The organism is Moraxella sp. FZFQ2102 (assembly GCF_024137865.1).
Classification (GTDB): Bacteria; Pseudomonadota; Gammaproteobacteria; order Pseudomonadales; family Moraxellaceae; genus Moraxella.
Map to the genome: position 1 here is coordinate 2,175,549 of NZ_CP099960.1, position 25,526 is coordinate 2,201,074.

21 protein-coding genes are annotated in these 25,526 nt (G+C 46.2%); 10 read left to right on the forward strand and 11 right to left on the reverse strand.

The annotated features are described in order from the left end of the window. Positions 1 to 123: 123 nt before the first annotated feature. The 5 genes from NGM44_RS10105 to dnaB all read right to left on the reverse strand — a co-directional run bounded on the left by NGM44_RS10105 (position 124) and on the right by dnaB (position 5,823). Entirely contained in the window at positions 124 to 1,179 is a 1,056-nt protein-coding gene (locus tag NGM44_RS10105) for a L,D-transpeptidase family protein (RefSeq protein WP_253223529.1), read from the reverse strand. A gap of 22 nt (positions 1,180 to 1,201) precedes the next feature. Continuing rightward, positions 1,202 to 1,894, reverse strand: coding sequence for an SIMPL domain-containing protein (locus NGM44_RS10110; protein WP_253223530.1), 693 nt, complete (start codon positions 1,892 to 1,894; stop codon positions 1,202 to 1,204). A 196-nt stretch (positions 1,895 to 2,090) separates the two neighbouring features. Continuing rightward, positions 2,091 to 3,011 carry an ornithine carbamoyltransferase gene (gene argF / locus NGM44_RS10115; RefSeq protein ID WP_253223531.1) on the reverse strand — a complete coding sequence of 307 codons (921 nt, stop codon included), beginning with the start codon at positions 3,009 to 3,011 and terminating at the stop codon, positions 2,091 to 2,093. A 171-nt stretch (positions 3,012 to 3,182) separates the two neighbouring features. Beyond that, the gene (gene alr, locus NGM44_RS10120; protein WP_253223532.1) at positions 3,183 to 4,298 is read right to left on the reverse strand and encodes an alanine racemase; all 1,116 of its coding nucleotides are present in this window, start codon (positions 4,296 to 4,298) and stop codon (positions 3,183 to 3,185) included. Between the two features lie 124 nt (positions 4,299 to 4,422). After that, positions 4,423 to 5,823 carry a replicative DNA helicase gene (gene dnaB / locus NGM44_RS10125; RefSeq protein ID WP_253223533.1) on the reverse strand — a complete coding sequence of 467 codons (1,401 nt, stop codon included), beginning with the start codon at positions 5,821 to 5,823 and terminating at the stop codon, positions 4,423 to 4,425. A 123-nt stretch (positions 5,824 to 5,946) separates the two neighbouring features. Here dnaB and pdxA point away from each other — a divergent pair, with 123 nt between their 5' ends. The 3 genes from pdxA (at position 5,947) to NGM44_RS10140 (ending at position 8,953) form a co-directional block, all read left to right on the forward strand. Beyond that, the gene (pdxA, locus tag NGM44_RS10130; protein ID WP_253223534.1) at positions 5,947 to 7,032 is read left to right on the forward strand and encodes a 4-hydroxythreonine-4-phosphate dehydrogenase PdxA; all 1,086 of its coding nucleotides are present in this window, start codon (positions 5,947 to 5,949) and stop codon (positions 7,030 to 7,032) included. A 130-nt stretch (positions 7,033 to 7,162) separates the two neighbouring features. Next, positions 7,163 to 8,008, forward strand: coding sequence for a 16S rRNA (adenine(1518)-N(6)/adenine(1519)-N(6))-dimethyltransferase RsmA (rsmA, locus tag NGM44_RS10135; RefSeq protein WP_253223535.1), 846 nt, complete (start codon positions 7,163 to 7,165; stop codon positions 8,006 to 8,008). Between the two features lie 93 nt (positions 8,009 to 8,101). Beyond that, the gene (locus NGM44_RS10140; protein ID WP_253223536.1) at positions 8,102 to 8,953 is read left to right on the forward strand and encodes a symmetrical bis(5'-nucleosyl)-tetraphosphatase; all 852 of its coding nucleotides are present in this window, start codon (positions 8,102 to 8,104) and stop codon (positions 8,951 to 8,953) included. Positions 8,954 to 9,052: 99 nt separating this feature from the next. On the opposite strand, the gene rpsT is transcribed toward NGM44_RS10140, so the two are convergent. Next, a complete protein-coding gene (gene rpsT, locus NGM44_RS10145; RefSeq protein WP_078253793.1) occupies positions 9,053 to 9,319 on the reverse strand; it encodes a 30S ribosomal protein S20 in 267 nt (88 codons plus the stop codon). Positions 9,320 to 9,685: 366 nt separating this feature from the next. On the opposite strand from rpsT, the gene NGM44_RS10150 reads away from it, so the two are divergent. Further along, positions 9,686 to 10,411 (forward strand): NAD-dependent epimerase/dehydratase family protein, encoded by a 726-nt coding sequence (locus NGM44_RS10150; protein ID WP_253223537.1) that lies wholly within the window; start codon positions 9,686 to 9,688, stop codon positions 10,409 to 10,411. Positions 10,412 to 10,539: 128 nt separating this feature from the next. On the opposite strand, the gene NGM44_RS10155 is transcribed toward NGM44_RS10150, so the two are convergent. The 4 genes from NGM44_RS10155 to NGM44_RS10170 form a co-directional block, all read right to left on the reverse strand. After that, a complete protein-coding gene (locus NGM44_RS10155; RefSeq protein ID WP_253223538.1) occupies positions 10,540 to 11,733 on the reverse strand; it encodes an ornithine--oxo-acid transaminase in 1,194 nt (397 codons plus the stop codon). Between the two features lie 296 nt (positions 11,734 to 12,029). Beyond that, entirely contained in the window at positions 12,030 to 13,286 is a 1,257-nt protein-coding gene (locus tag NGM44_RS10160; protein ID WP_253223539.1) for an NRAMP family divalent metal transporter, read from the reverse strand. A 242-nt stretch (positions 13,287 to 13,528) separates the two neighbouring features. Further along, positions 13,529 to 14,941 carry an L-serine ammonia-lyase gene (locus tag NGM44_RS10165; protein WP_253223540.1) on the reverse strand — a complete coding sequence of 471 codons (1,413 nt, stop codon included), beginning with the start codon at positions 14,939 to 14,941 and terminating at the stop codon, positions 13,529 to 13,531. A 56-nt stretch (positions 14,942 to 14,997) separates the two neighbouring features. Continuing rightward, on the reverse strand, positions 14,998 to 16,131 hold the full coding sequence (locus NGM44_RS10170; protein WP_253223541.1) for a WG repeat-containing protein: 1,134 nt from the start codon (positions 16,129 to 16,131) through the stop codon (positions 14,998 to 15,000). A gap of 371 nt (positions 16,132 to 16,502) precedes the next feature. Here NGM44_RS10170 and NGM44_RS10175 point away from each other — a divergent pair, with 371 nt between their 5' ends. From NGM44_RS10175 to yghU, 6 genes are all read left to right on the forward strand, one after another. Then, positions 16,503 to 16,697 carry a bacterioferritin-associated ferredoxin gene (locus tag NGM44_RS10175; protein ID WP_253223542.1) on the forward strand — a complete coding sequence of 65 codons (195 nt, stop codon included), beginning with the start codon at positions 16,503 to 16,505 and terminating at the stop codon, positions 16,695 to 16,697. A gap of 427 nt (positions 16,698 to 17,124) precedes the next feature. After that, a complete protein-coding gene (gene bfr / locus NGM44_RS10180; protein WP_253223543.1) occupies positions 17,125 to 17,619 on the forward strand; it encodes a bacterioferritin in 495 nt (164 codons plus the stop codon). 18 nt (positions 17,620 to 17,637) lie between these two features. Further along, positions 17,638 to 18,111: a bacterioferritin gene (gene bfr / locus NGM44_RS10185; protein ID WP_253223544.1), complete on the forward strand. Its 474-nt coding sequence runs from the start codon at positions 17,638 to 17,640 to the stop codon at positions 18,109 to 18,111. A gap of 337 nt (positions 18,112 to 18,448) precedes the next feature. Further along, a complete protein-coding gene (gene aceE, locus NGM44_RS10190; RefSeq protein WP_253223545.1) occupies positions 18,449 to 21,187 on the forward strand; it encodes a pyruvate dehydrogenase (acetyl-transferring), homodimeric type in 2,739 nt (912 codons plus the stop codon). A gap of 26 nt (positions 21,188 to 21,213) precedes the next feature. Then, complete coding sequence (locus NGM44_RS10195; RefSeq protein WP_253224683.1) at positions 21,214 to 23,187, forward strand: 2-oxo acid dehydrogenase subunit E2; 1,974 nt, start codon at positions 21,214 to 21,216, stop codon at positions 23,185 to 23,187. Between the two features lie 328 nt (positions 23,188 to 23,515). Beyond that, entirely contained in the window at positions 23,516 to 24,325 is an 810-nt protein-coding gene (gene yghU, locus NGM44_RS10200) for a glutathione-dependent disulfide-bond oxidoreductase (protein ID WP_253223546.1), read from the forward strand. 155 nt (positions 24,326 to 24,480) lie between these two features. On the opposite strand, the gene NGM44_RS10205 is transcribed toward yghU, so the two are convergent. Continuing rightward, positions 24,481 to 25,254 carry a MipA/OmpV family protein gene (locus tag NGM44_RS10205; RefSeq protein ID WP_253223547.1) on the reverse strand — a complete coding sequence of 258 codons (774 nt, stop codon included), beginning with the start codon at positions 25,252 to 25,254 and terminating at the stop codon, positions 24,481 to 24,483. Positions 25,255 to 25,526: the final 272 nt, after the last annotated feature.

Genomic DNA, 25,526 nt, shown 5'->3' on the forward strand with positions numbered 1-25,526 from the left:
TGACAAATAACCATCACCGTGATTGCTTGGCTAGTCCGTTCAGCTCATACACAAGGCAAATTTATAAAACAGCACAAAAAAGCCCATTCATAATGAACGGGCTTTGGGCTTGGGATTGGTCAATCAGCGGATTTCGACTTCTGCGCCTTGGCTGATCAATGGATACAGCTCCATCACATCCCAGTTGGTCAAGCGGATACAGCCGACGGTTGATAGGCGTGTGACCACTTCAGGAATGGCTGAGCCGTGAATGCCGCAGCTTGTCTTGTCCAGACCCATCCATGCCACACCGACAGGACTGTTCGGACCTGCTGGTAGCACATAGGTTTTGGTGACGCCTTTTTCGTCTTTGACGGTAGCTTTATAAGTTGGCATTTCTACTTTTGTGCCAAGCTTGAATTTGCCGGTCGGTGCTGCTGTTTGGCTGTTACCGACGACGGTCGGATAAGTGGCGACAAGCTTATTATCGCTATAAGCGAACAAGGTGTTTTCAGCCTTATCAGCGACCACGCGCGTCACTTTGGTGTTCAGTGGCTTGCCAGTATTGATCACTGTGATGGTCTCGCCTGCCACGAACTTTTTGTTTGGATTGATTTTTTTGATATAAGCAACATCCATGTGGAATCGCTCGCCTAGCATCTCGATGATGTTTTCATAATACAAGCCCTTCAGCTTGGCGCGTGATGCTGCATCTTCAGGCAGCTGCTTGGCATATGGGCCTGCGACATCGTCATCGGTCAGCGTGTAGGACACAAGCACAGGTTGATCTTTTGGCGCGCCTGCGATCAGCGCATCCCAAGTCGCTTGGTTCATTTTGCCAGTGACTTCCAAGCCTTTGATTTTTTGAAAATTGATCAGTGCTTTTTTGCTGTTATTACCCCAACCGCCATCGATCGCGCCAGGTGATGCGTGATTCCAGTCAAGCAATGCTTGCATTTTTACCGTCATCGCGGTATTGACATTCATGTTCGGCGACCACACCGCTTCATTGACCTGCTGTGCATAGTCGGTCAATTCCAGTGCCGAGACACGCTTACCGTCTTTGGTGATGGCATTGCTGGTGCTTGTGGTTGGCAGAATCACTTCGCCGCCGATGATGTCGCCATCAAGGCTTGCGTGCGCGCTACCAAAAGCAAGTGCGCCAGTCAGTGCCAGCGCTAAAGGTTTGATCATTTTCATACTTACATCTCAAAAAGTACACTTATTTTATCAATTCAATGGTGCCATTGGCATTATAAGTCAAGGTGGTATTGCCTGCTTCGAAGTTTTGCGCTTCGACACCATCGCTTAAAGTTTTCATGCTTGACATCGCCATTATAGGGCGCGGATAGTAGCTGTTACTGCCGCCCAGATTGACATTGACGATCTTATAATCGCTTGCGCCAAAGGCATGGCTGATGGTCTTGGCTTCATCGCTAAAACGCTGAATCGCTTCTAGCTGTAGGCGTTTTTCTTCACTGTCACGCAGCTTTTGTGACACGCCGAAGCTTAGGTTATCCATCACCATCGTTTCTTGTAGATCGGCAATCAGCTGACTGGCTTTCTCAAAATTTTGGCTCTTAAGATCCAATGTCACCGAGCCCGTAAAACCGATCAGCTTATTTTTATTATCATAACGCGGATAAGTATTTTGGCGACCTGTCGTTACGGTCACTTCAGGATAGCGTTTGGCGATTTGTAAGGCGGCATTGACACTGCGGTTGAGTTCATTGGCGATGTCGCGCGCGGCAGATGCTTGTGCGGTTTTGGTCAGGCTTGCACGAATCTCATCGTTCGTGATCTCGCTTTTGACTTCACTATTGAAGCTTACGCGGTTGTATTCTTCGGCGATCGCAGCCGTGCTTGCTAATAATGATACACCCATCAATAAACTTTTGGTTAAGTTTTTCATCATAGCGCTCCTTTTGTTTGTGTGAATGATAATGGCATTATAAAGCCAAATCGCTTAGCCTTTGTAACAGAATATGTCAAAAACTGTATATTTATCGTAGAAACGCGTAAATCAGCTTGTATTAAAGTTGTAAAAGGTGATTTTAGGATTTATTATCTTAAAAATCACCTTAAATCAATCTGATAAAATAAACAGTCGCTCAGTCAAGCTTGATTTTATCTTTTAATAAAAATTCCATTAAGGCTTTTTGGGCGTGTAGGCGGTTCTCAGCTTCATCCCACACTACAGAGCGCGGATCGTTTAATAGATCAAAGCTAATCTCTTCGCCACGATGTGCAGGCAAGCAGTGCATAAATAGCACATCAGGGTCGGCTTTGTCGAGCATCGCAGGGCTGACTTGATACGGGGCGAAACGGCGTGCACGAGTCATCTGCTCAGATTCTTGACCCATACTTGCCCAGACATCGGTAGCAATCAGATGTGCACCTTTGGCGGCTTCTTGGGGGTCTTCGACATAGGTGACGCAGTGGCTGTATTCTTCAATCAGCTCAGGATTTGGTTCAAAGCCATAAGGCGCAGTCACTCGCAGCTGAAAGCCAAACTGATGCGCCGCTAGGATATAAGATGCGCACATATTATTGCCATCACCGACCCAAGTCACAGTCTTGCCTTTGATACTGCCACGATGCTCATGAAAGGTCTGCATATCCGCCAGTAGCTGACATGGGTGAAAATCATCGGTCAAAGCATTAATCACCGGCACCGATGAATGCTGACAAAACAGCTCAAGCTTGGCGTGCTCAAAGGTGCGAATCATGATGATATCGACCATGCTTGAGATAACCTTTGCAGAGTCTTCGATCGGCTCGCCGCGACCCAGCTGGGTATCTTTTGGCGATAAGAAAATCGCATGGCCGCCAAATTGACCCATGCCTGCTTCGAACGAAATGCGTGTACGCGTCGATGATTTTTCAAAAATCATGCCCAAAGTGCGACCGACAAAAGGGCGATAAATCTCGCCACGATGCTGCATTTGGCGCAGTTCACTGGCTCTTTGGATGATGGCTCCTAATTCAGCAGGGCTAAGATCCAACAGGTTTCGAAAATGGCGTACGCTCATGAGAACAAATTCCGTGAGTGATCAATAAATGGGGAAAAAGATTAAGTATAGCACCCACACAAGCGATTGACTAGTGCTTTTGGCAATTTTACCAAAAGTTCGTGATGATGCAGGGTTTGGTGGTCAAATCGCTGGTATGGACTGCAGACACAGATAAATTGATTTGTTGAATCATTTATTGGTAAGCTGTCTGTTTGGGCGTGTGGTCAAGCGGCACATCAGCTCATAGCCGATGGTATTGGCACACATTGCCACTTCATCGATGTGCGGCGCATCGCCCCACAAGATCACATCATCACCAATGGCAACATCCACGCCATCGACATCGATCATCAGCATATCCATCGCCACGCGTCCGATGATGGCGCAAGTGGTTGTCCCTGATTGGCTGATGATACTTACCTTTGCGCCATCAACCACGCGCGGATAGCCATCACCATAGCCGATACTGACGATGGCAATCTTGTGCGCATCTGTCGCTGACCATAAGGCAGCATAGCCGACCGAATCGCCTGCATTGAGCGTGTGAATCGCCATGATCTTGGCAGATAAAGTCATCGCAGGCAATAGCCCCAAATCAGCTGCACTACAGTGAGCGACAGGCTTCGCGCCATATAGGGCAATGCCTGCGCGCACCCAGTTATGATGTACTTGTGGGAAATTGAAAATCCCTGCTGAGTTGCACAGTGAGCCTTGAGCACTGCTTTGTAGTTGTAAGATGGCTTGCAAGGCATGGTTAAATCGTTCGATCTGCACAGCGTTGAGCGGATGTTCTTTTTCGTCTGAGCAAGCAAAATGCGATGTCAAAATGATCTGATAACCTGCGTCAATGAGCAGTTTGGCTTTATCAATGATCTCATCAGCGCCAAAGCCGATACGGTTCATGCCGGTGTTGTATTTTAGCCAAATGGTGCGACAAAAGCTGTCATCACTTGGCTTATGCTCAAGTGCCCAATGTAGCTGCTCATCATGATGAATTACGCAGCCGAAGTCATGCGCGATGGCATCCAACCACTCATCGCGACTAAATACCCCTTCGATCAGCACCACAGGACGCACAGTATCAACGGCGCGCAAGGCATCTTCGACTGCTAGGGCTTCACTCATGCACGCCACCCCAAAGCCATCAGCGGCAATGAGTGCAGGTACAGTCTTATCAACCCCATGCCCATAGGCATCAGCCTTGACCATGGCAAGCACTTTGGTATCAGGCTGTAGCTGAGATTTGATTACTTGTAAATTGTGCGCCAACGCGGCAGCATCGATGGTAACAGTAGCAGTACGCATAAAAAAATCACAAATAGTTTAAAAAATTTGATAAATATCGTATCTTGTTTTAACCAGTAAAATAAGATAAATTTAAAATTATTTTATATAAATAATCATGAAAATACTGAAAAAAGCACAAAAATCAGCCGTCATCTTCTTCTAAATAGGCAAATTCTTCATCGTTGAGTAGATTCTCAAAGCGCGCATATTCACCCAAGAATCGCAGCGGTACAGTACCACGCTCACCGCTACGGTTCTTGCCGATAATCAGCTCGGCTTGGTTTTGGATTTCGGGTTTGTCTTGATGGTAGTACCAGTGGCGATAGACGAATAAGATCAAATCCGCGTCCTGCTCGATCTGCCCAGATTCACGCAGATCCGACATCATCGGACGCTTGTTCGGGCGCGATTCTAGGCTGCGGTTGAGCTGAGATAGGGCGATGACAGGGCAGTTAAGTTCACGCGCCAGTGCTTTTAGGCTTCGTGAGATTTCACCGATTTCATTGACGCGACTGTCCATACCATGTACGCGCATCAGCTGTAGATAGTCGATGACGACAAGCCCCAATCCATCTGGATGGTTCTTTGCAAGGCGGCGGCAGGTGGCGCGCACTTCACTGGGGGTGAGCTCTGAACGCGAGTCGATATATAGATGCTTATCCTGTAGCCATGCAGTCGCGCTCATAAACATCGCCCATTCAGACTCTTCCATATCGGCTGCCATCAGCTTGGCTTGGTGAATGCGTCCCCATGCTGAGATCATACGCATGGCGATCGATTCGGCAGGCATTTCCATCGAGAATACCACGGCGGCTTTGTTGGCGTTCAGCGCAGCTTGTGCAAAATTCAGCGCAAGTGCCGTCTTGCCCATCGCAGGGCGCGCCGCTAGGATGATTAAGTTACCCGCCTGAAACCCCAAGGTTTTGTTATTTAATTCTTCAAAACCTGTATCAATCCCCACCAGACCCCCATCACGCAGGCGAATTTCGCTCAACAGATTGCTGACATTGGTCAAGACATCATCGATGCGCTGCGGACCTTCTTTATTTGTACCTTTGGCAAAATTCTCACCGATGCGAAAAATATCCGCTTCGATGGTGTCCAAAATCTCTGTCACCGTTTGTTTTTTTGGGTGATAAGCCAGATTTAGCATGGTATTTGCCGATTTGATCAGCTGACGATATACCGCCAGATCGCGCACTTTTTCGGCATAATTGACCAAGTTAAAAAAGCTGACAGGGCTTTGGTTGATCTGCAATAGATACTCTTCACCGCCGACAGCTGATAGCTGATCGACGCGCGACAGATAATCATGCACCATCAAGCTGTCATAAGGTTCATTGATACGCGCCAAATGACTGATGGCATCGAAGATTTTCTTGTGGCGTTCACCATAAAAATCATCAGCGCTGATGATGGTATCAATGCTGTCAAAAGACTCGCTCATACCCATCAGCGACGCAAGTAGGCTGCGTTCCATCTCAATGTTATGTGGTGGCTGTAGGGTCAATAAACTGTCGGTTCGGGTGCTGGTATCGGTCATGGGTATTGGTGGCGATGGGTCAAAAAAGCTGCTAAAATACGGTGAAATTCAAACACAAATTGTAGCACAAAATCGCACAAAAAGCGAAAAATCCCCACCATCTTCCCGTAAGGAAATGTATCCATGTTGCACGCAGATTCACGCCTTTTATCACACACCCGCCCGTTACTCATCACCACAGGCGAGCCTGCAGGCATCGGTATGGATATTGTCATCGATGTCTTGTGTCATCATGCAGATGCGCTTTATGGTAAAACTATTATTTGTGCTGATGCTACTGCTTTTGCTGAGCGTATCAAGGCATTGCAAGCACAAGGTACAATCACGACTACACCTGACTATGCAGTGATCGATGTGCCAGATGATTTTGCGCAGCTGCCTGATAATTTTATCCAAGATAATGTAGATAATCTTAATCATAATGTTGTGATAATGCACATACCTTGCGCTGATAAAGTAATGGCAGGGCAATTATCAGTAAACAATGCCCATATGGTCGAGCGTCAGCTGCATCTAGCGCATTTGCTTGCTATCCGGCGTCAAATCCGCGCCATCGTTACCGCACCGATTCAAAAATCTGTCATGGTTGATGCCAATATCACACTGGATAATGGCAAGATGTTCAGTGGACATACTGAGTATTTCATGCACAAGGCAGGCTGCGATAAGGTGGTGATGATGCTTGCCAATCGCGTGATGAAAGTGGCGCTGGTGACGACGCATCTGCCACTGCGCGCCGTGCCTGATGCCATTACTCGCGATGAAGTGGCAAATACCGTGCGTATCACCCATGATGCACTGACTGCACAATTTGGACTCAAGCAGCCTAAAATCCTAGTCTGCGGGCTCAATCCGCACGCAGGCGAGAGCGGACATTTGGGATCAGAAGAGATGGAAATTATTAATCCTGTCTTACAAGGTTTTATCAATAACGGCATGAATATTAGCCTAGCCATGCCTGCCGATACGCTATTTACCCGCCACCATCTGGATGGCTGTGATGCGGTGATCGCCATGTATCATGATCAGGGTCTGGCACCGCTGAAATCCCATGGCTTTGGCGATACGGTGAACATCACACTTGGTCTGCCGTATGTACGCACATCGGTGGATCATGGCACGGCACTGGATTTAGCAGGGACGGGCAAAGCAAGCAGCTCGAGCTTATTACAGGCTATCAGTTATGCTGATCGGATGAGCGGGGTGTAAATACACCTTATGCCTTTGGGTCTTTAAAACCCAGCAACCACAAACCGCCACCCATCCCAAAAATTTCACCAAAATTCATCATTTCATGGTATGATAAAGGGTTAATTATACAAATTTATAAGTTACTCCTATGCATATCATTCCTAAGACTCCACGAGAAGCCAAACACGCCCCACGCAAGCGCTTTGGGCAAAATTTCTTACACGACACAAGCGTCATCGGGCAGATCGTTACTTCCATCCGTTTGGACCGTGCAGATAATTTGCTTGAGATTGGGCCAGGGCTTGGGGCTTTGACTGAGCCTTTGCTTGCTGAAGTCGATGGCATGACGGTGATTGAGCTGGATCGTGATCTTGCCGCACAGCTTAAGATTAATATCGGTGCTAATAGTCATCCTGATTTTACAATTATTAATCAAAACGCGATGGAAGTCGATTATCGTGCCTTAGCTGAGCAGGTCGGCAAAGGGGCGTTTCGCGTGGTGGGTAATCTGCCGTACAATATCTCAACGCCGATTTTGTTCCGCTTGCTTGAGTTTAGTGATGTCATCCGTGATATGCATTTTATGCTCCAAAAAGAAGTGGTTGATCGTATCACCGCCGAGCCAAGCAGCAAAGAATATGGCAGATTGTCAGTGATTATGCAATATCATTGCGCGTCTGAATATCTACTGACCGTGCCAAAAGGCGCGTTCAACCCGCCGCCGAAAGTCACCAGTGCGGTATTTCGCCTGACGCCATATGCTACTAAGCCCATCGTTGCTAAAGATGAGAAGGTTTTTGCCTTAGTGGTGCGTGAAGTATTCAATCATCGCCGTAAGACTTTGCGCGCGATCTTTAAGGCGAATGCGCTGCTGCCGAATCTTGATGAAGTTGCCTTTGACTCTGTTGGCATCAATCCGCAGGCGCGACCTGAGACTTTAAGCGTTGAGCAGTTTGTACGCTTAGCGGATTTGGTGGTGGATCATCACGCTTAAATTTGCTTGTGATGATTATGCTTATTGATGAAGATTTAATTAATAATGACCTATAAGTAATTTGTTGTACAGTTGCTGTTATTGTTTAGATTTATGAAATTTCAAAAAACCAAAAAATACCGTCATCAGTATGTCATCGGCGACTTGCAAGGTTGTTTTTCGGCGTTCAATCGCTTGCTTGAAGCGTTAGAATTTGACGAAACCCAAGACAAAATCTGGCTTGCTGGCGACATCGTGGCACGCGGTGAAGATTCTTTGGCGACACTGCGAGAAGTCAAGCGACTGTCCGACATTGGCGCGCTGACCACTGTACTTGGTAATCATGACATCACCTTGATCGCCACTTGGCGTGGGATTTTACCGCCGAAGCCTAAGGATAAAACTGCTGCGATTTTTGCTGCGCCCGATTGTGATGAGCTATTAAACTGGCTGCGCAAACAGCCTTTATTGGTATTTCCAAGTGATCGCACGGTCTTGACGCATGCAGGCATTCCGCCGAATTGGACGATCAAGCAAGCACATGGCTATGCCCAAGAACTTGAAAAGCAATTAAGCGGCAGCCTAAAGCAGCTTGATCGCTTATTGCCAAATCTGTATAGCAAAAAATCTGAAGAATGGTCAGAGAAATTAAACGGCTATAAGCGAATGCGCGCCATCGCCAACTACTTGACGCGGATGCGCTTGTGTACACAGTCAGGCTTGTTGGAATTTTCGTTCAAAGAAACGCTGAGCGATGTCATGCCGAGTGATTTTCGTCCGTGGTTCGAGTGGTTCGTGGTGCGTGAGCGTCGCATTTTATTCGGGCATTGGGCGGCGCTGCGTGCTGAAGTTGAGACGCGCAATGTGCGTGCGCTTGATGGTGGCTGTGTGTGGGGCGGTACTTTGGTGGCGTATCGTCTGAGTGATGGCGCGGTGATCGAAGTGGGCGCAAAAGCCGATACTTAAGCCTTGTTTATAAGCATAAACTTGAACCATAAAAAAGACCCAGACTTCATAAAAAAGACCCAAACTTCTTAGCTTGGGTCTTTTTATCACAAGATGCGATTAGCCTTTTAGTGCTTTTACCGCAGCGTTTAGGCGGCTCTTATGACGAGCAGCTTTATTCTTGTGGATGATGCCTTTGTCAGCCATACGGTCGATTACTGGCACAGCTTTGTTATAAGCTTCAGTTGCTAGCTCGTATGATTTCGCTTCGATGGCAGCGTTTACGCGCTTGATGAAAGTGCGAACCATTGAACGCTGAGATGCGTTGTGCTGACGACGCTTGGTGTTTTGACGAGCGCGTTTGCGAGCTTGTGCAGAGTTTGCCATGTGTTTTATCCTTATAGATAAATAAAAAAGTTGAAAGTAAGAATAAAGTGGGTGCAATCAAAGGTGAGGTGCTTTGATAGCTTGGACAATATAAACGCCTATATTACCAAATTTCATGCCATCTCACAATAATTAATTACAAAAAAGTTGCAAATCTCGGCTGAAAATCGCGATAAATGAGTCAAAATTTATATTTTGTAGCAATTTGCCTGTGTGCCTAATGGGGATATTTGGATGATTTTTTGACAAATTGTGCTAGAATATCGCGTTGCTGATTGTAATTTGGCCAAGATAGGGTAAAAAGTCAGCAAAGGGCGCATCAGGCGATGACTTGGTGATATCATGATCATAATGTAGGTTCAAGCGATGAAAACAAAAGCCATACTCATCGGGGGGTCAGGGCGTGTCGGTCAGGCATTGGCTCGTGAGCTTGCGACGATGTACGAGACGGTAATTTTGATCACGCGCACACAGCCTAAGGTGATGAGCGAAAATATGCTCGTGTATCATGTGCCTGATTTTCAGTCGCTATCGACGACTATCGAATCGATCTCTATCGGTGAAGATACCGATGCATTCAGCTGTCTTGGCATTGCTAAGGAACACACCGCCAGTCGTGATGAATTTTATCAAGTCAATGTGCTTTATAATATGGAGTTTGCGCGCGTGTGTCATGCCAAAGGCGTTGGGCGGTTCTTTTTCTTATCTATGACAGGTGCAGAAAAGCCACAGTTCAACGAAGAACTCATCGCCAAGGCGGATGTGGAATATTATCTTAAGACGCTGAATTTCCAAGAAGTACTGATTTTCCGATTAAGTAAATTAACCAGTGAAACGCCAAGCCTATCGGTCAAAGGCGCGCGCCAACTGCTCAAATCTGCCAAAAACGCCATCACCAGCGTCATCGGCATCAATCAAGTTGTACCATTGACGCCGCAGCGTGCCGCAGCAAGCATCGCTCTGGTGGCATATCGACTGCATACACGCCCAAGCCAAAAAGCCGCTCAGCGACTGCAAGTCATCACTCATGATCAAATGCGCCAATTGACCGAGCCTAAGCAGACCTTACGAAAATTTGCGATGGTGGATTAAGTGCGCTGACAGTAGTGTGCTGACAGCCTAGATAAAAGCTTAGCTTTATAAATTCTTATCACAAAAAACAGGTCGCCAATCAACGACCTGTTTTTTTGCTTGAATTTAGCTCAAATTAGCAGAATAAATTAAGCAGACAGCACTTCGCGGATTTTTACTAAGGCTTGATCCAGCTCATCTTTGGTGATGATCAGCGGTGGTGCAAAGCGGATCACAGTGTCATGTGTTTCTTTACACAGTAGCCCAAGCTCTTTGAGTACTTCACAGTATGGGCGTGCAGCTTCAGTTAGCTCAACTCCGATGAATAAGCCACGACCGCGCACTTCTTTGATTTTCGGGTTTTGGATTTTTTGTAGTTCAGCTAGGAAATACGCACCGAGTTCAGCTGAGTTTTCTGCCAATTTTTCGTCCACAAGTACATCGAGTGCAGCGATAGAGACTGCACACGCAAGTGGATTACCGCCAAAGGTCGAGCCGTGTGAGCCAGGGTTAAACACACCTAGAATGTTATCATCAGCGACCACGCATGAGATAGGGAATACGCCACCGCCCAATGCCTTGCCTAGGATATACATATCAGGCGCAAAGCCTTCGTGCTCACAGGCGAACAACTTGCCCGTGCGTCCAAGACCTGCTTGGATTTCATCAGCGATAAATAGCACATTATTGGCACGGCAGACATCATAGGCGGCTTTCATATAGCCTTGTGGTGGGATGTTGATGCCAGCTTCGCCTTGGATTGGCTCAATCAAAAATGCCACTGTGTTTGGTGTGATGGCAGCTTGTAGCGCATCCAAATCGCCATAAGGCACAAGCTTGATACCGCCAAGCATCGGGCCAAAGCCACGCTTGTAGTCATCATCGCTGGATAGTGATACGGCGCCCATCGTGCGACCATGGAAATTGCCAATACAGGCGATGATTTCGGCTTGATTGTCTGCTACGCCTTTGACATCATAGCCCCATCGCCTTGCAGTTTTGATGGCAGTTTCGACCGCTTCAGCACCAGTGTTCATTGGTAGCACACGAGATTTGCCAGTCAGTTTGCTGACTTTTTCGTACCATGGGCCAAGCTGGTCGTTATGAAACGCACGGCTGGTCAGCGTCGCACGGTCGGCTTGGTCTTTGAGTGCTTGGATGATTTTTGGGTGACAGTGACCTTGGTTCACTGCTGAATAGGCACTGAGCATATCCATGTAGCGATTGCCTTCAGGATCTTCTACCCAGATGCCTTGGGCTTTTGAGATTACAATAGGTAGGGGTAGGTAGTTGTTCGCCCCGTAGGTTTCGGTTTGTTTGATTAGATCTTGTGAGATTGTCATGATTGATAATCCTTATAATTTCAGTACAACTTAATATGAAGCCAAGTGATACCTGGTTAATGTGCCAATAGTTGGCAAAATCCTTTTTGTTGGATGGTCAATCACACCGACGACCAAAAATGACAACAAAAAACCATTTTATCACCTTGGCTGAACTTTGCAAGCCAAAATAACCAAAAAACCTTGTGAAATTTATGTGAATTTTTTAATCAAATCATCAGAAAATATAAAAAAATCACGCCATGATGCATGGCGTGATCGGGTGGGTGGCTCTGTGATGGCTAAGACAGTCTTAATTAGCCAATGATACCACCAAATTGCAACAAGAACAAAATGGTAAAGCCTGACAAGAACACGATACCTGCTAGAGCAAATAGTGTCATGCCAGTGCTGATGTTGCCTTCTTTTTTGATCAGCTTATAGTTGAGATAGCCAAAAATTGGTGCGGTGACAAATGCAGTAATCATCGCAAACTTCAGCATCGCTGCCATCTGACCCATAAAAAATGCAATCAAGCCATAGCCTGCAATGATGAAAAACGCGGTCCATTTGGCGACGAATTTTTCGGTTTCGTCAGTGGTTTCGGTTTTAATCAGCGATAGGCATTCAGCAGTCGTACGACCATAGCCGTCAGCACAGGTAATCACCGTACCATACATACATAAGAATGCAATGAATGCAACCAGTAGGCGTGACCATTCGCCGATGGTTTCGGTGTACATTTGGATAAGCTGACCAACATAAGCACCGCCTTGCATGGCGATCTCTTCGCCTGTACCGTATTGGACAAATACGCCCAATGCCAAGAAAAATAGTGCTAAAATCGCAGAGGTCAGATAACCGACATTAAAGTCAATCATGCCTTGGTAGCGGCTGGTGTGATCGGTACGAATTTTCTTAGCAGTCCATACAGAAGTAATCGCCGAGAATTCAAGCGGGGCAGGCATCCAGCCCATCAAGGCGATGATAAAGCCAAGCGCTGCCAAGTTCCAAGGCGACGCAGGAATAAAATCAGGTGCCATAACAGCAGGCTTGCCCATCGCCACAAATACCGCTGCCACGGTCGCCACGGTCAACGCCACGATGATCCATTTGGTGACACCATCAAGTAGCTTGTAGTGACCAGCAAATAGCAATAGCCATGATGAGAACATGACGATGGCAGCCAAGGCTAAAGTGTTCAGCTCAAAGGGTAGCATATAGCCAAGAATGACCGACGCCAAAATCGCAACCGCACCTGTACTGATAATGCCCGAAAGGATGCACAAGATGAAAAACGCCCAAATATAAAAACGAGATAGCTTGGCATAGCCTGCCACAAGACTCTCGCCCGTAGTATAAGCGTATTCGGTGCCAAAACGGTAAAATGGATATTTGAACAAGTTAGCAAGAATAATCATAATTGCCAATTGCCAACCATATAGCGCACCTGCTTGGGTCGATGCCACCAGGTGCGAGCCACCGATGGCGGCTGATGCCATCAAAATTCCTGGACCAAAAGCTCTCCAGTTGAGCTTATGGCTACTACCGATTTGTTCTGTATGCTGTGTCATAATATCAATTGCCAATGGCGCTCCAAAAAATAACCGTTTAATACGGCAAAAAGATCATCTTATAAAAATTTGGTAAGTTACAATAACACAAAATGTACAAATGGCAAATTCAATTTCGGAATGTTGATTATAACTTGCTTCAAGCACTACGGCAAAAAAACGGTCATGGAGCTGACCGCTTGATAAAAAGGGATTAACTGATCGGTGTATAAATAAAAAATTGGATGAACCATGGCTGATATTTAGCACTGACTAAAGCCACTGCCAATATTTACCAAATCGATACGATTCATGGCATCGGTAGCATGGATAGCAAGTCCACCTTTAGCAGTTTCTTTGTATTTATCCATCATATCCATACCTGTTGCTTTCATGGTGGCGATGGCTTTGTCCAATGAGACATGATGACTGCCATCGCCACGCAGGGCAAGGCGGGCTGCATTGATGGCTTTGACCGATGCCATGGCGTTGCGTTCGATGCAAGGCACTTGCACGAGTCCTGCAATCGGGTCGCAGGTCAGTCCTAGGTTGTGCTCAAGACCAATTTCGGCGGCGTTTAGGCATTGAGCGACGCTACCACCTAGCACATGAGCAAGCCCTGCCGCTGCCATCGCACAGGCTGAGCCAACTTCACCTTGACAGCCAACTTCAGCACCTGAGATGGATGCGTTTTGCTTGATCAAAGCACCCACCGCGCCTGCGACGAGCAAAAATTCACGCACACCATCGAAGCTGAATGACGGAATAAAGCCGCGATAATAATGTAGCACTGCAGGGATGATGCCTGCTGCGCCATTGGTCGGTGCGGTGACGACTTTACCGCCTGCGGCATTTTCTTCATTGACGGCAAGCGCATACAGATTCACCCAGTCCATCGCCAGTAGTCCACCATTGCCAGAATAGCCATATTCTTTGGACAACTGCTCGTATAGGGCTTTGGCGCGGCGTTTGACATTCAAGCCACCCGGTAAGATGCCATCGACTTTACAGCCTTGGGTGACGCAAGCTTGCATCACCATCCAGATTTCATTGAGATATTCTTTGACTTCATCTTCTGTGTGTACGGCAGTTTCGTTCGTCATCATGATGTCGCTGATGCGCATATCGTGCTTGGCGCACAGCTTAGCAAGCATTTCAGCACTATTAAAATCATAAGGATAAGGCGATACTGTAGTGTCATCATGCAGCTCATGAATCTCAAATTCATCCTTGATAAAGCCACCACCAATCGAATAATAAGTGCGTGCAAATGGCTTGGCATCCCCAAAATGTGCCACCAGTCTCATACCGTTGGGATGGGCAGATAGGGCGTTATCATCCCATAATAGATGCTTATGCACATCAAAACTGATCTCGTGTGTGCCGCCTAGGTTGAGTGTCTGTGATTCGAAAATTGGTGCGAGGTATTGATCTGTCTTGGTGGTATCGATGGTGCGTGGTTCATGGCCGAGCAGACCTAGCAAGATGGCAGTATCAGTGGCATGGCCTTTACCTGTTGATGACAGCGAGCCATACAGCTCGATGTAGATTTCTTGGACGCTAGTGATTTTGTCGCCAAGTTCGCAAATAAAGCGATTGGCAGCAACCATTGGACCGACCGTATGCGAGCTGGATGGACCGATACCGATTTTAAAGAGTTCAAAGACGCTGATCATGATATTTCCTTAAAAATTCTTAAAACTAATTATCCTAAAAAGTAAAAAACTATACATCACCCACAAGACACGCTTACACCTTGAGTGTTGATGCACATTTTTGTGCCATCGACCAAATTGCCAATCCATGCTTTGCCTTGTTCGAACTTCAGCGGCGTCAATGGGCGGACTTTCGATGTGCTGTTTTTGACGATACCACTATCAGTAAAGCGAAAATCAATCACCAAATCACCTTTATTATCAATAAAGCCCCAGCGATCGCCGACACGCACCGCTGCCATATTTTCGCTGTAGTCTTTGACTTCATCGAAGGCGTATTGGATCATCGCCACGCCTTGATTATCGACAAAGCCCCATTTGCCACCGTTTTGTTGTGGGAAAAACTGCGGCGCATTATTTACAGTGCGTGTGGTCACAGTGCTTGGCGTTTGAGTGATCGGCGTGATGGTGGTACTGCTGACGAATGCAGGGCTGACAGTACTTTCGACAGGCACGGTGGTCGGTGTGCCAAGCAAATTGCTACTGGTTTGTGTGATGCTTACCGATGCAGGTGGCGAGATCGTACGCGTGTAGCTTGGCGGTTGGACGGGAGCTGGGTTTGCTGTCGCTGTAGTATTGGTGGCGACATTATTTGCTATATTTGGTGTATCAGGCAAGCGTTGTCCTGCGGTATCGATCTGATAGCGTTGATTGCCGCGCGTGACGGTTGCAACGCCATTTTGAAAATCGGTGATATTGCTGATGGCTTTATCGAAATTCACCACAGTGCGCCCTTGGGTGGTGACGACACCAAACGCGCCATTTTTGCGCACGACGATGCGTCCATCATGCACACCGCGCGCCCATGAGCCTGTCGGCATACGGTCGAAATTCGGCGTCAGTGCCACTTTGCCTGCGCGGTTGATGTAGCCGACTTTACCGTTTAATTGTACAGGCAATAGCCCATCGCCCATCACAGCACCAAGCACGGCTTGATAGCGAAACAGGTCGGCGGTTTTTTTGCCTTTATTATCCAGCAATGCCACAGGTGAGCCATCGTCTTTACTTGCCAAAAAAACTCCTGCTTGTGCGGTGCAGCTGACATTTTTATAATCGCTTTTTGGCACTTGGCAAGCGTGTGCCGTCCCCATGCTGACAGCCGTCAAGCCAAGACCAAGACAAGTTAGAACAAAAGGGCGAATGTGGCTCATGAAGTTTAAATCTATAAAATATGTAAGGTGAATAATAGGCAAGCTTTATTAAGCCAAAAAACTTAGCAATATCAGTGATTATTGTAACGATAGCCAAGCCAAATGTATAGTGTAAAACTGTCAGCAAAGCAACAAAACAGCAGGATTTTCTGCTGATTTATCATAACTGATTAAAAGTCCATCTTTGATTGAAAATTTGTATCGCAATCTTTGAAATAATTGATAAAATCATTTGCAAATGGGAACAATTATTGTTATTATAAACCCATAAACAAGAATCACTCGCTTTTGAGAGCGAAACTTATTCAAGTCCTGTCATTTATAATTGACACTTTTCATCAAGTGTAAACAACCAAAACTGGATAACCGCTATGTATGTTTGTATTTGTCATGATGTCAAAGATACCCAAATCAAAACCGCACTGGCCCAAGGCGTCAATGGCATGGAAGGGTTGCAAGATGCATTGTCAGTTGGTACTTGCTGTGGCTGCTGCGTGCCGATAGTGCAGGATTTGATCGATGAGCATGAAGCCAATTTTATTGCCATTGATGTGATGGCAGGTTGATGGATTTGGGCTAAAAATTATCAAATCTATAGCCAATTCCGTGCCAAATTAAACCTTAAAATATTACCCGATTGTTACTGTCTTGTACGATCGGGTTTTGTTTTGAGTTGTATTACTACCGTGAATTTTATTAATCGATAATTATTTTCACTTTGATAAAATTAAATGATAACCAGTTTCAATTTATTTTTATAGATTTTATGATAATTATCAATGGCTTAAATAAATTAATCGGTGGCAAATCGGTAAAAAATGTACAAAATGCGTCCAATTAGCAATTGCAAGCTGTTATCAGAGTGTAAAGCGTTCGCAGTTCAGAAGTATTACAAACTGGCGGTGGATTTATTGTTTAATTGTGTTAGTATAATTATCATACAACTTTTTACAAACTTTTTGACAAAAATTTTCGATAAAGCGGGAGAATGTGATGAAATCATCTCAAAAAGTCATTGATTATCTGAACTTTTTATTGGGCGGTGAGCTTGGCGCTCGTGATCAGTATTTTATCCATTCACAGCTGTATGCTGAGTGGCATTTGGGCAAGCTGTACGACCGCATTCATCATGAGATGGAAGATGAGACCTTGCACGCGCAGCTATTGATTTCGCGTATTTTGATGCTGGGCGGTACGCCAAATATGCAAGTGAGCGCGATCAATATTGGCACCGATGTCCCAAGTATGCTAAAAAGCGATCTTGAGCTAGAATACAGCGTCCAAGAACATCTAAAAGAAGGCATTGCACTGTGTGAAGCGGAGCGCGACTATGTAACGCGTGATATGTTGGTGCGTCAGCTAGAAGATACCGAGCAAGATCATGCGCATTGGCTAGAGCAGCAGCTGCGTCTGATTGAGCTGATGGGACTTGAAAATTATCTACAAAGCATGGCAGGCGAAGCGGTACAGGCGACCGCTGCACACTGATCATCATAGGAGAGATGTATGAAAGCAGATAAAAAAGTCATCCGCGCATTAAACTCAGCACTGGGTTTGTCATTGGTCGCCATCAATCAGTATTTTTTGCACGCGCGCATCGTGAAAAACTGGGGCATCGGCGAGCTGAACGAAGCGTTTTATAAGCAGTCAATCCAAGAGATGAAATGGGCAGATAAGCTGATTGAGCGTATCTTGTTGCTTGAAGGCCTGCCAAATTTACAAGAATATGGCAAGCTTTTGATCGGTGAAGATGTCGCCGAGATCATTGGCTGTGATTTAAAACTTGAAAAACGCAAGCATGATGCCTTGATCGAAGCAATCGTTATCTGCGAAGAGCATCGCGATTATGTGTCGCGCGCTTTGTTGGTTGAGCTTAAAGATGGCAACGAGGAGCATATCGATTGGCTAGATACCCAAAACGAGCTGATCGAAAGCATGGGTATCAAAAACTATATCCAGCTAAAAGCCAGTGAAGAATAACCAGTGTATGCTAAATACAATCCCCAAAGTGAAATTTGGGGATTTTTTTGTATATAAAACTGGGGAAAATTTGTTATAATAGCATCGGCTAAGTGGCTGATTTACAAAGAAATAATATGTTATAAATTGACAATATTTCCAAAATAAATGTTTGTTATTTCGGTATTTATTTTTAAGAATAAACTTTTTCTGTCAATGCTTTTATAATAGCAAGGAAATTTTTTTGTTCACAGTTGTTTCTTGTGGATAAAACCATCAGTCACATCTGTCAAGTCAATGCAGATGTAATAACCGCTATGTTCGTTGTGGCATAGCTCAATCATGTAGGATAATTGTAATGAGTTATTATAATGACACCGATCATGTCGAAACCCAAGAGTGGTTAGACGCATTCGAATCGGTCATCAAAAACGCCGACAAAGATCGCGCGCAGTTTCTACTAAAAGCCTTGTATAACATGGCAGTACAAGAAGGCTTGCCATTCAACCGCCTAGATACTGCTTATATCAACACCATTCCTGTAGAAGATGAGCCAACTTACCCAGGCGATCTGCACATGGAGCGTAAGCTACGCGCTTTGATGCGTTATAATGCGTTGGCGATGGTTATGAAAGCCAACCTAAATAACGATGATTTGGGTGGTCACTTGGCGACTTTTGCGTCATCAGCGACTTTGTACGAGACTGGTTTTAACCACTTTTGGCGCGCCCCAAGCGAAAACCACGGCGGCGATATGATCTATTATCAAGGTCATGGCGCACCAGGTATGTACGCGCGTTCATTCCTAGAAGGTCGCTTGACTGAAGAACAGCTTGTCAATTTCCGCCGTGAAGTCGATGGTAAAGGTCTATCAAGCTATCCGCACCCATATCTGATGCCTGATTATTGGCAATTCCCAACGGTATCAATGGGTCTTGGTCCTTTGATGTCGATTTATCAAGCGCGTAACCAAAAATACCTAACCAACCGCGGTCTGATCAAAGATGAAGATCGTAAAGTGTGGGCATTCCTAGGCGATGGTGAGACAGACGAGCCAGAAAGCTTGGGCGCGATCTCAATGGCAGGCCGCGAGAAGCTTGACAACCTAATCTGGGTGATCAACTGTAACCTACAGCGTCTAGACGGCCCAGTACGCGGTAACGGTAAGATCATCCAAGAGCTTGAGTCGGTATTCCGCGGTGCAGGCTGGCGTGTGATTAAAGTCATTTGGGGCGATCATTGGGATCCACTACTTGCCAAAGACAAATCAGGCGCGCTAAAACAGCGTATGGAAGAAGTGGTTGATGGTGAATATCAGCTATACACCGCGCGTGATGGTGCATTTGTCCGTAAAGAATTCTTTGGCAAATATCCAGAGCTAGAAGAGCTGGTCAAAGATCTATCAGACGAAGAAATCATGCAGTTAAACCGTGGCGGCCATGATCCGAAGAAAGTCTATGCTGCTTATGCTGAAGCAATGAAAACCAAAGGTCAGCCTACGGTTATCCTTGTCAAAACTGTTAAAGGCTATGGTCTATCAAGCCAAATCCAAGCGGTGAACAAAGCGCACCAATTGAAAAAACTGGATGAAAATGGTCTAAGATATTTCCGTGACCGTTTTGACTTGCCATTTACTGATGAGCAGCTAAAAGAATTGCCATTCTACCGCCCATCAGAAGATTCGGCAGAATACAAATACTTGATGGGTCGCCGTGAGTCATTGGGTGGTCACTTGCCATCACGCCGCAGTGGTCATATCCCATTGCCAGTGCCTGAGCTGTCAATCTTTGATCAAGTGCTACAGGGCTCAAAAGGCAAAGAGCAATCAACCACGATGGTATTTGTCCGTCTATTGTCAGCACTATTAAAAGACAAAGCACTGAACAAGCATGTCGTGCCAATCGTACCAGACGAAGCGCGTACTTTCGGTCTAGAAGGTATGTTCCGTCAGCTTGGCATCTACTCATCAGTAGGTCAAAACTATATCGCTGAAGATGCTGAAGCTCTGATGGGTTATCGCGAAGCTAAAGACGGCCATATGCTAGAAGAAGGCATCAACGAAGCAGGCGCGATGAGTGCGTGGATTGCCTTGGCGACCAGCTACTCAGTGAATGCATTGCCAATGATCCCAATGTACATCTACTACTCAATGTTCGGTTTCCAACGCGTTGGTGACTTGGCATGGGCAGCAGGTGACTGCCAAGCACAAGGTTTCCTATTTGGCGCAACAGCAGGTCGCACCACGCTAAACGGTGAAGGTCTGCAGCACCAAGACGGCCACAGCCACATCCTATTTGGCACTGTGCCAAACTGTGTGACTTATGATCCATGCTATGGCTACGAGCTTGCGGTGATCATGCATGACGGTCTGCGCCGTATGTATGGCGAAGGTGAGCGCGTGTACTACTACATCACCTTGATGAACGAAAACTACGAACACGCAGCGATGCCCGAAGGTGTTGAAGAAGGCATCAAGCGCGGTATGTATCTGCTTGAAGACAATGGCTCAACACAAGTACAGCTATTGGGTTCTGGCGTCATCCTACGCGAAGTCCAAAAAGCTGCTCGCATCCTAAAAGACGAATTTGGCATCACTGCCAATGTGTGGAGCGTCACAAGCTTTAATGAGCTGACTCGTGACGGTATGGCGTGCGATGATTATAACCGCCTACACCCAACCGCAGAACAAAAAACCCCATGGGTTACTGAGCAGTTGGCACAGCATAAAGGTATCGTTGTCGCAGCAACTGACTATATGCGCAACTACTCAGAGCAAATCCGTGGCTGGCTACCTGACAGCCGTCCATATGTGACACTGGGTACGGATGGCTTTGGCCGCTCTGACAGCCGTGCGAAACTTCGCAGCTTTTTCAATGTCAATGCTGAGCATATCGTCGTTGCGACCTTGAAGAAATTGGCAGATGAAGGCGAAATCGATGCGCGCTTGGTACAAGATGCGATCAACAGCTTCGACATCGATGCTGATCAAGCGCCTGCATGGCAGCCACAACCGCATTACGATCACTTCCCAGATGCTCCAGCACCGAAGATGACTCGTGAGCCAAACCCAGTGCCTGAACTGGTTGATGAACACTAATTAACGCCCAAGTATAGGAGAATATGATGGAAATCAAAGCCCCCGATTTGGGTGTAGAAAGTGCTGAAGTCGCTGAAATCATGGTAAAAGTCGGCGATGTCATCAGCGAAAATGACAACCTTGTTTTGGTTGAATCCGATAAAGCATCAGTTGAAGTACCTGCACCCGTTGCAGGTACCATCACCGCTGTGCATGTCAATGTTGGCGACAGCATCAGCGAAGGCACGGTGCTATTTAGTGTGGAATCAGGCGCGGCAGCACCTGCACCAGAAGCCACGCCAGCACCACAAGCTGCTGCTGAGCCTGCACCAGTTGCACAAGCTGCCCCAGTAGCGGCGTCAGCACCTGCTGCTGCAAGTAGCCAAACGCACAATCTGCCTGATCTTGGCGTGGATAGTGCTGAAGTTGCAGACATCATGGTGAAAGTCGGTGATACCGTCACCAAAGATCAGCCATTGATCTTGGTAGAATCTGATAAGGCATCTGTAGAAGTGCCTGCGCCTGTTGATGGTGTCATCGAAGCCATTCTTGTTAAACAAGGTGATGCAGTCACCAACGGTCAAGCCTTTATTACCATTAAAGGCGTAGGCGCAGCTGCTCCTGCACAAGTAGCTGCTCAAGAAACTGCCGCACCTGCATCAGCACCTACAGCGCCAGCACCACAAGCCGCTGCCGCCCCTGCCGCCCCTGCTGGCAGCCAAACTCACAACTTACCTGATCTTGGTGTGGATAGTGCTGAAGTTGCTGATATTATGGTTGCTGTAGGCGATACTGTGACTAAGGATCAACCACTTATTTTGGTAGAATCTGATAAGGCATCTGTAGAAGTGCCTGCGCCTGTTGATGGTGTCATCGAAGCCATTCTTGTTAATCAAGGTGATGCGGTATCAAATGGTCAAGCCTTTATCACGATCAAAGGCGGTGCGTCTGCACCAGTCTCTGCACCAGCTGCTCAGACTGCATCTGCACCGACAGCACCACAGGCCGCTCCAGCAAAAGCAGAAGCACCAAAAGCTGCACCAGCTGCTGCAAGCACCAAGCTGCCTGAGGCTGTCGTGAACGAAAAAGCACGCAATGTCCATGCAGGCCCTGCGGTGCGTAAGCTTGCGCGTGAGATGGGTGTGGATATCAGCCTAGTGACAGGCACTGCTGCACATGGCCGTATTCTAAAAGAAGACCTATTCGGCTTTGTTAAGAGTGTGATGAGTGGTGCGGTTAAGCCACAAGCTGCCCAAGCGGCTGCACCATCTGCAGATGTGCGTTCAGGCTTGCCAAACTTGCCTGATATGAGCAACAAAGAAATTTGGGGCGAGATTGAGAAAGTTGAGCTGACTCGACTACAAAAAGTCTCTATTCCACAGCTGAATCTTAATACCTTGATTCCACAAGTCACTCAGTTTGACCTAGCGGACATCACTGAGACCGAAGCCATGCGTAATGAGCTAAAAGGTGAGTTCAAGGCTCAAGGCATCGGCTTGACCATTTTGGCATTCATCGTCAAGGCGGTGGCGTATGCATTGACTCAGCATCCGAAGTTCAACAGCCATGTTTCTGATGACAATACCAAGATGATCATCCGTAAATCGGTCAATATGGGTATTGCCGTTGCAACTGATGACGGCTTGATTGTTCCTGTCATTAAGGACGCTCAAGACAAGGGCATCAAGCAGCTTGCGATCGAAATCGGTCAGCTTGCCAAGAAAGCACGAGATAAGAAGCTTACTGCCAAAGAGCTACAAGGTGCAAGCTTCACCATCTCAAGTCAAGGCAATATGGGTGGTACTTACTTCACGCCGCTGGTCAATTTCCCACAAGTTGCAATTTTGGGCATCTCAGAATCTACCTTCCAGCCGCGTTGGAATGGCAAAGAGTTTGAGCCACGCTTGATGTTGCCGCTGTCACTGTCTTATGACCATCGCGCCATCAACGGTGCTGATGCTGCGGTATTCACTCGCTATATCGCTAAGCTATTGGCAGATCCACGCTTGATTTTGATGTAATCAAGTATTGGCGAAACAAAAAAAGGTGGCTTTATGCTGCCTTTTTTGCTATAAAATATTGGTAAAAAAGGGCGTCTGTTATAAGATTTGCCTTTATGCTTTATGCTAAAGCCTGCTACAATGACTAACATAATTAGCTGAGCCTAAAATCATTCGCGGGTGTATGCAATAGACCTATAAAAATCTCGTTTAAAATCAAGCAATTATCAATATAATTGTGCGACTTTTTAAAGGTAATAATGGAAGATTTTGAAGCTGATTTGTCATATAAGTATGATTTTGTTTGCCAGAAACTCACATTCTTTTAAAAGACCAATAAGGAAAAACCATGACAACTTACACACCACCAGTCATTTGGGATTATGAAAGCGTCAAAGCTAAAGCAGGGGGTAAATTTGGCGGGACAAACCGCCCAACTGCAGGAGCAACGCATGAGCAGACGCTGCCAATCGGTGATGCGCCGTATCAGCTATACTCGCTAAACACACCCAATGGCATTAAGGTGAATATTTTATTAGAAGAATTAAAAAATTTTGGCAAAATCACAGGCTTTGATGCTTATAAAATCAACATCATGTCAGGCGATCAATTTGGCTCAGACTTTGTCAAGATTAACCCAAATTCCAAAATTCCAGCACTACTTGATATGACAACCGCGCCACCGACACCTGTGTTTGAAAGTGGGGCGATTTTGCTGTATTTGGCAGAAAAGCATCAAGCCTTTATACCAAGTGAACTGCGTGACAAGGCCAAGCTGTATTCATGGCTAATGTGGCAAATGGGCTCAGCACCATTTGTTGGTGGTGGTTTTGGACATTTTTATGCCTATGCACCATATCCGATGGAATATCCAATCGACCGTTATGCGATGGAAACCAAGCGCCAATTAGATGTGCTAAATAAACACTTAGCGGATAGAGAATATATCATGGGCGATGAGTATAGTATTGCAGATATGGCGATTTATCCTTGGTATGGCAGATTGTGCCTAGGCGAGCTGTATGTGGGCGAGCATTATGACGCGGCGAAATTCTTGGCGGTGCATGAATATACACACATCATCCGCTGGGCAAAGATGATGGCTACCAAGCCGACAGTGCAAGCTGCACAAACGCTTGAGCTGTTGCCAATTGCTTGACAATTTTTACCAGCTACTTAGAGTCCTGCAAACAAATGTCTTGGTGAGTGATAGGGCATTTAACAACTTGACAGCAGAGTGGTTGCAGTTTTTTGAGTAATAAAAAGGGCGCTTATTATTATTCGCCCTTTTTATTTTTTACCAATATTAATTAATTAAAAAGTGTAATTCACACCAACTCGAGTCTTTGAATCCACTGAGCCATCGGTCAATGGACTGTCTTTTTGAGTGGATGAGAGCCATTCAACACGCTGATTGCCAAAAACGCTAATGCGATCATTAATCTTATAGGTGGCGGTGGCAGCAACAAAAGGCATCACGCCTGATTCAGCATCGTACCGATCGACACCAGTGCGGCCACTTTCATCAGCAGATACGCCAAAATAATATTGATTGTAGTCTTTGCTTTGCCAAACAGCACCAAACTCTGGATAAACGGTGAGTTTATCTTTGGTAAATTTTGATAAATGCGATAGGCTGACAGTTTGGCCATCGTGACGGCTTAGCACATCGGTGGTCGCTTTGATTTTGAAACCGCCATAAGGCGTGATGTGCATATAGCTAGCATGAGCCAATACCGACCAGTCACGCTTATCCAAGTCTTTCATCGCAGCAACATTGGCATCTTTTGGATTAAATTCACGACCGTCATAACTTAGACCGATACGGACTTGATCATTTGAGTCTTTGTATGGATAAAAGCCGGCCTCAGCGCCTTCGATATATAGACGATTGTTGTCATACGAGCCGACTGGGAAAAAGCTGATGTTGTTGTCAGCTTGATAAGCGGTGGCGTTGTAGGTTGCACTGACGCCAAGTGTTAAGCGGGCGTCTTTATCGATGGGCAGCTGGCTGTCTGGGCTGACGCTTGCCAAAGGCAACAAGGCTAATGTCATGATAGATTTGAAATTTGCAGACTGTGGGCGCATAAAAACTCCGCTGAATTTGTGTGTCTTTTGGTTATTATAAAACAAATTTACTAACAGCGTACGATAATTTCATCATAAGCGGATGAATTTCACGATAATTGTACAAAGTGCACAAAAAAATGATGAGTTGAAAATTGGCAACAGTGAATGGATGGTGATTGGATTAAGGTGTGGTTGTAGTGGTAAATGCGGCGGTAAGCTTGAGAAAATTTATGCCAAATTCGCTTAGGACTTTGCCCTGGTTCGATTGCTTATACTTCGCATAATGTATA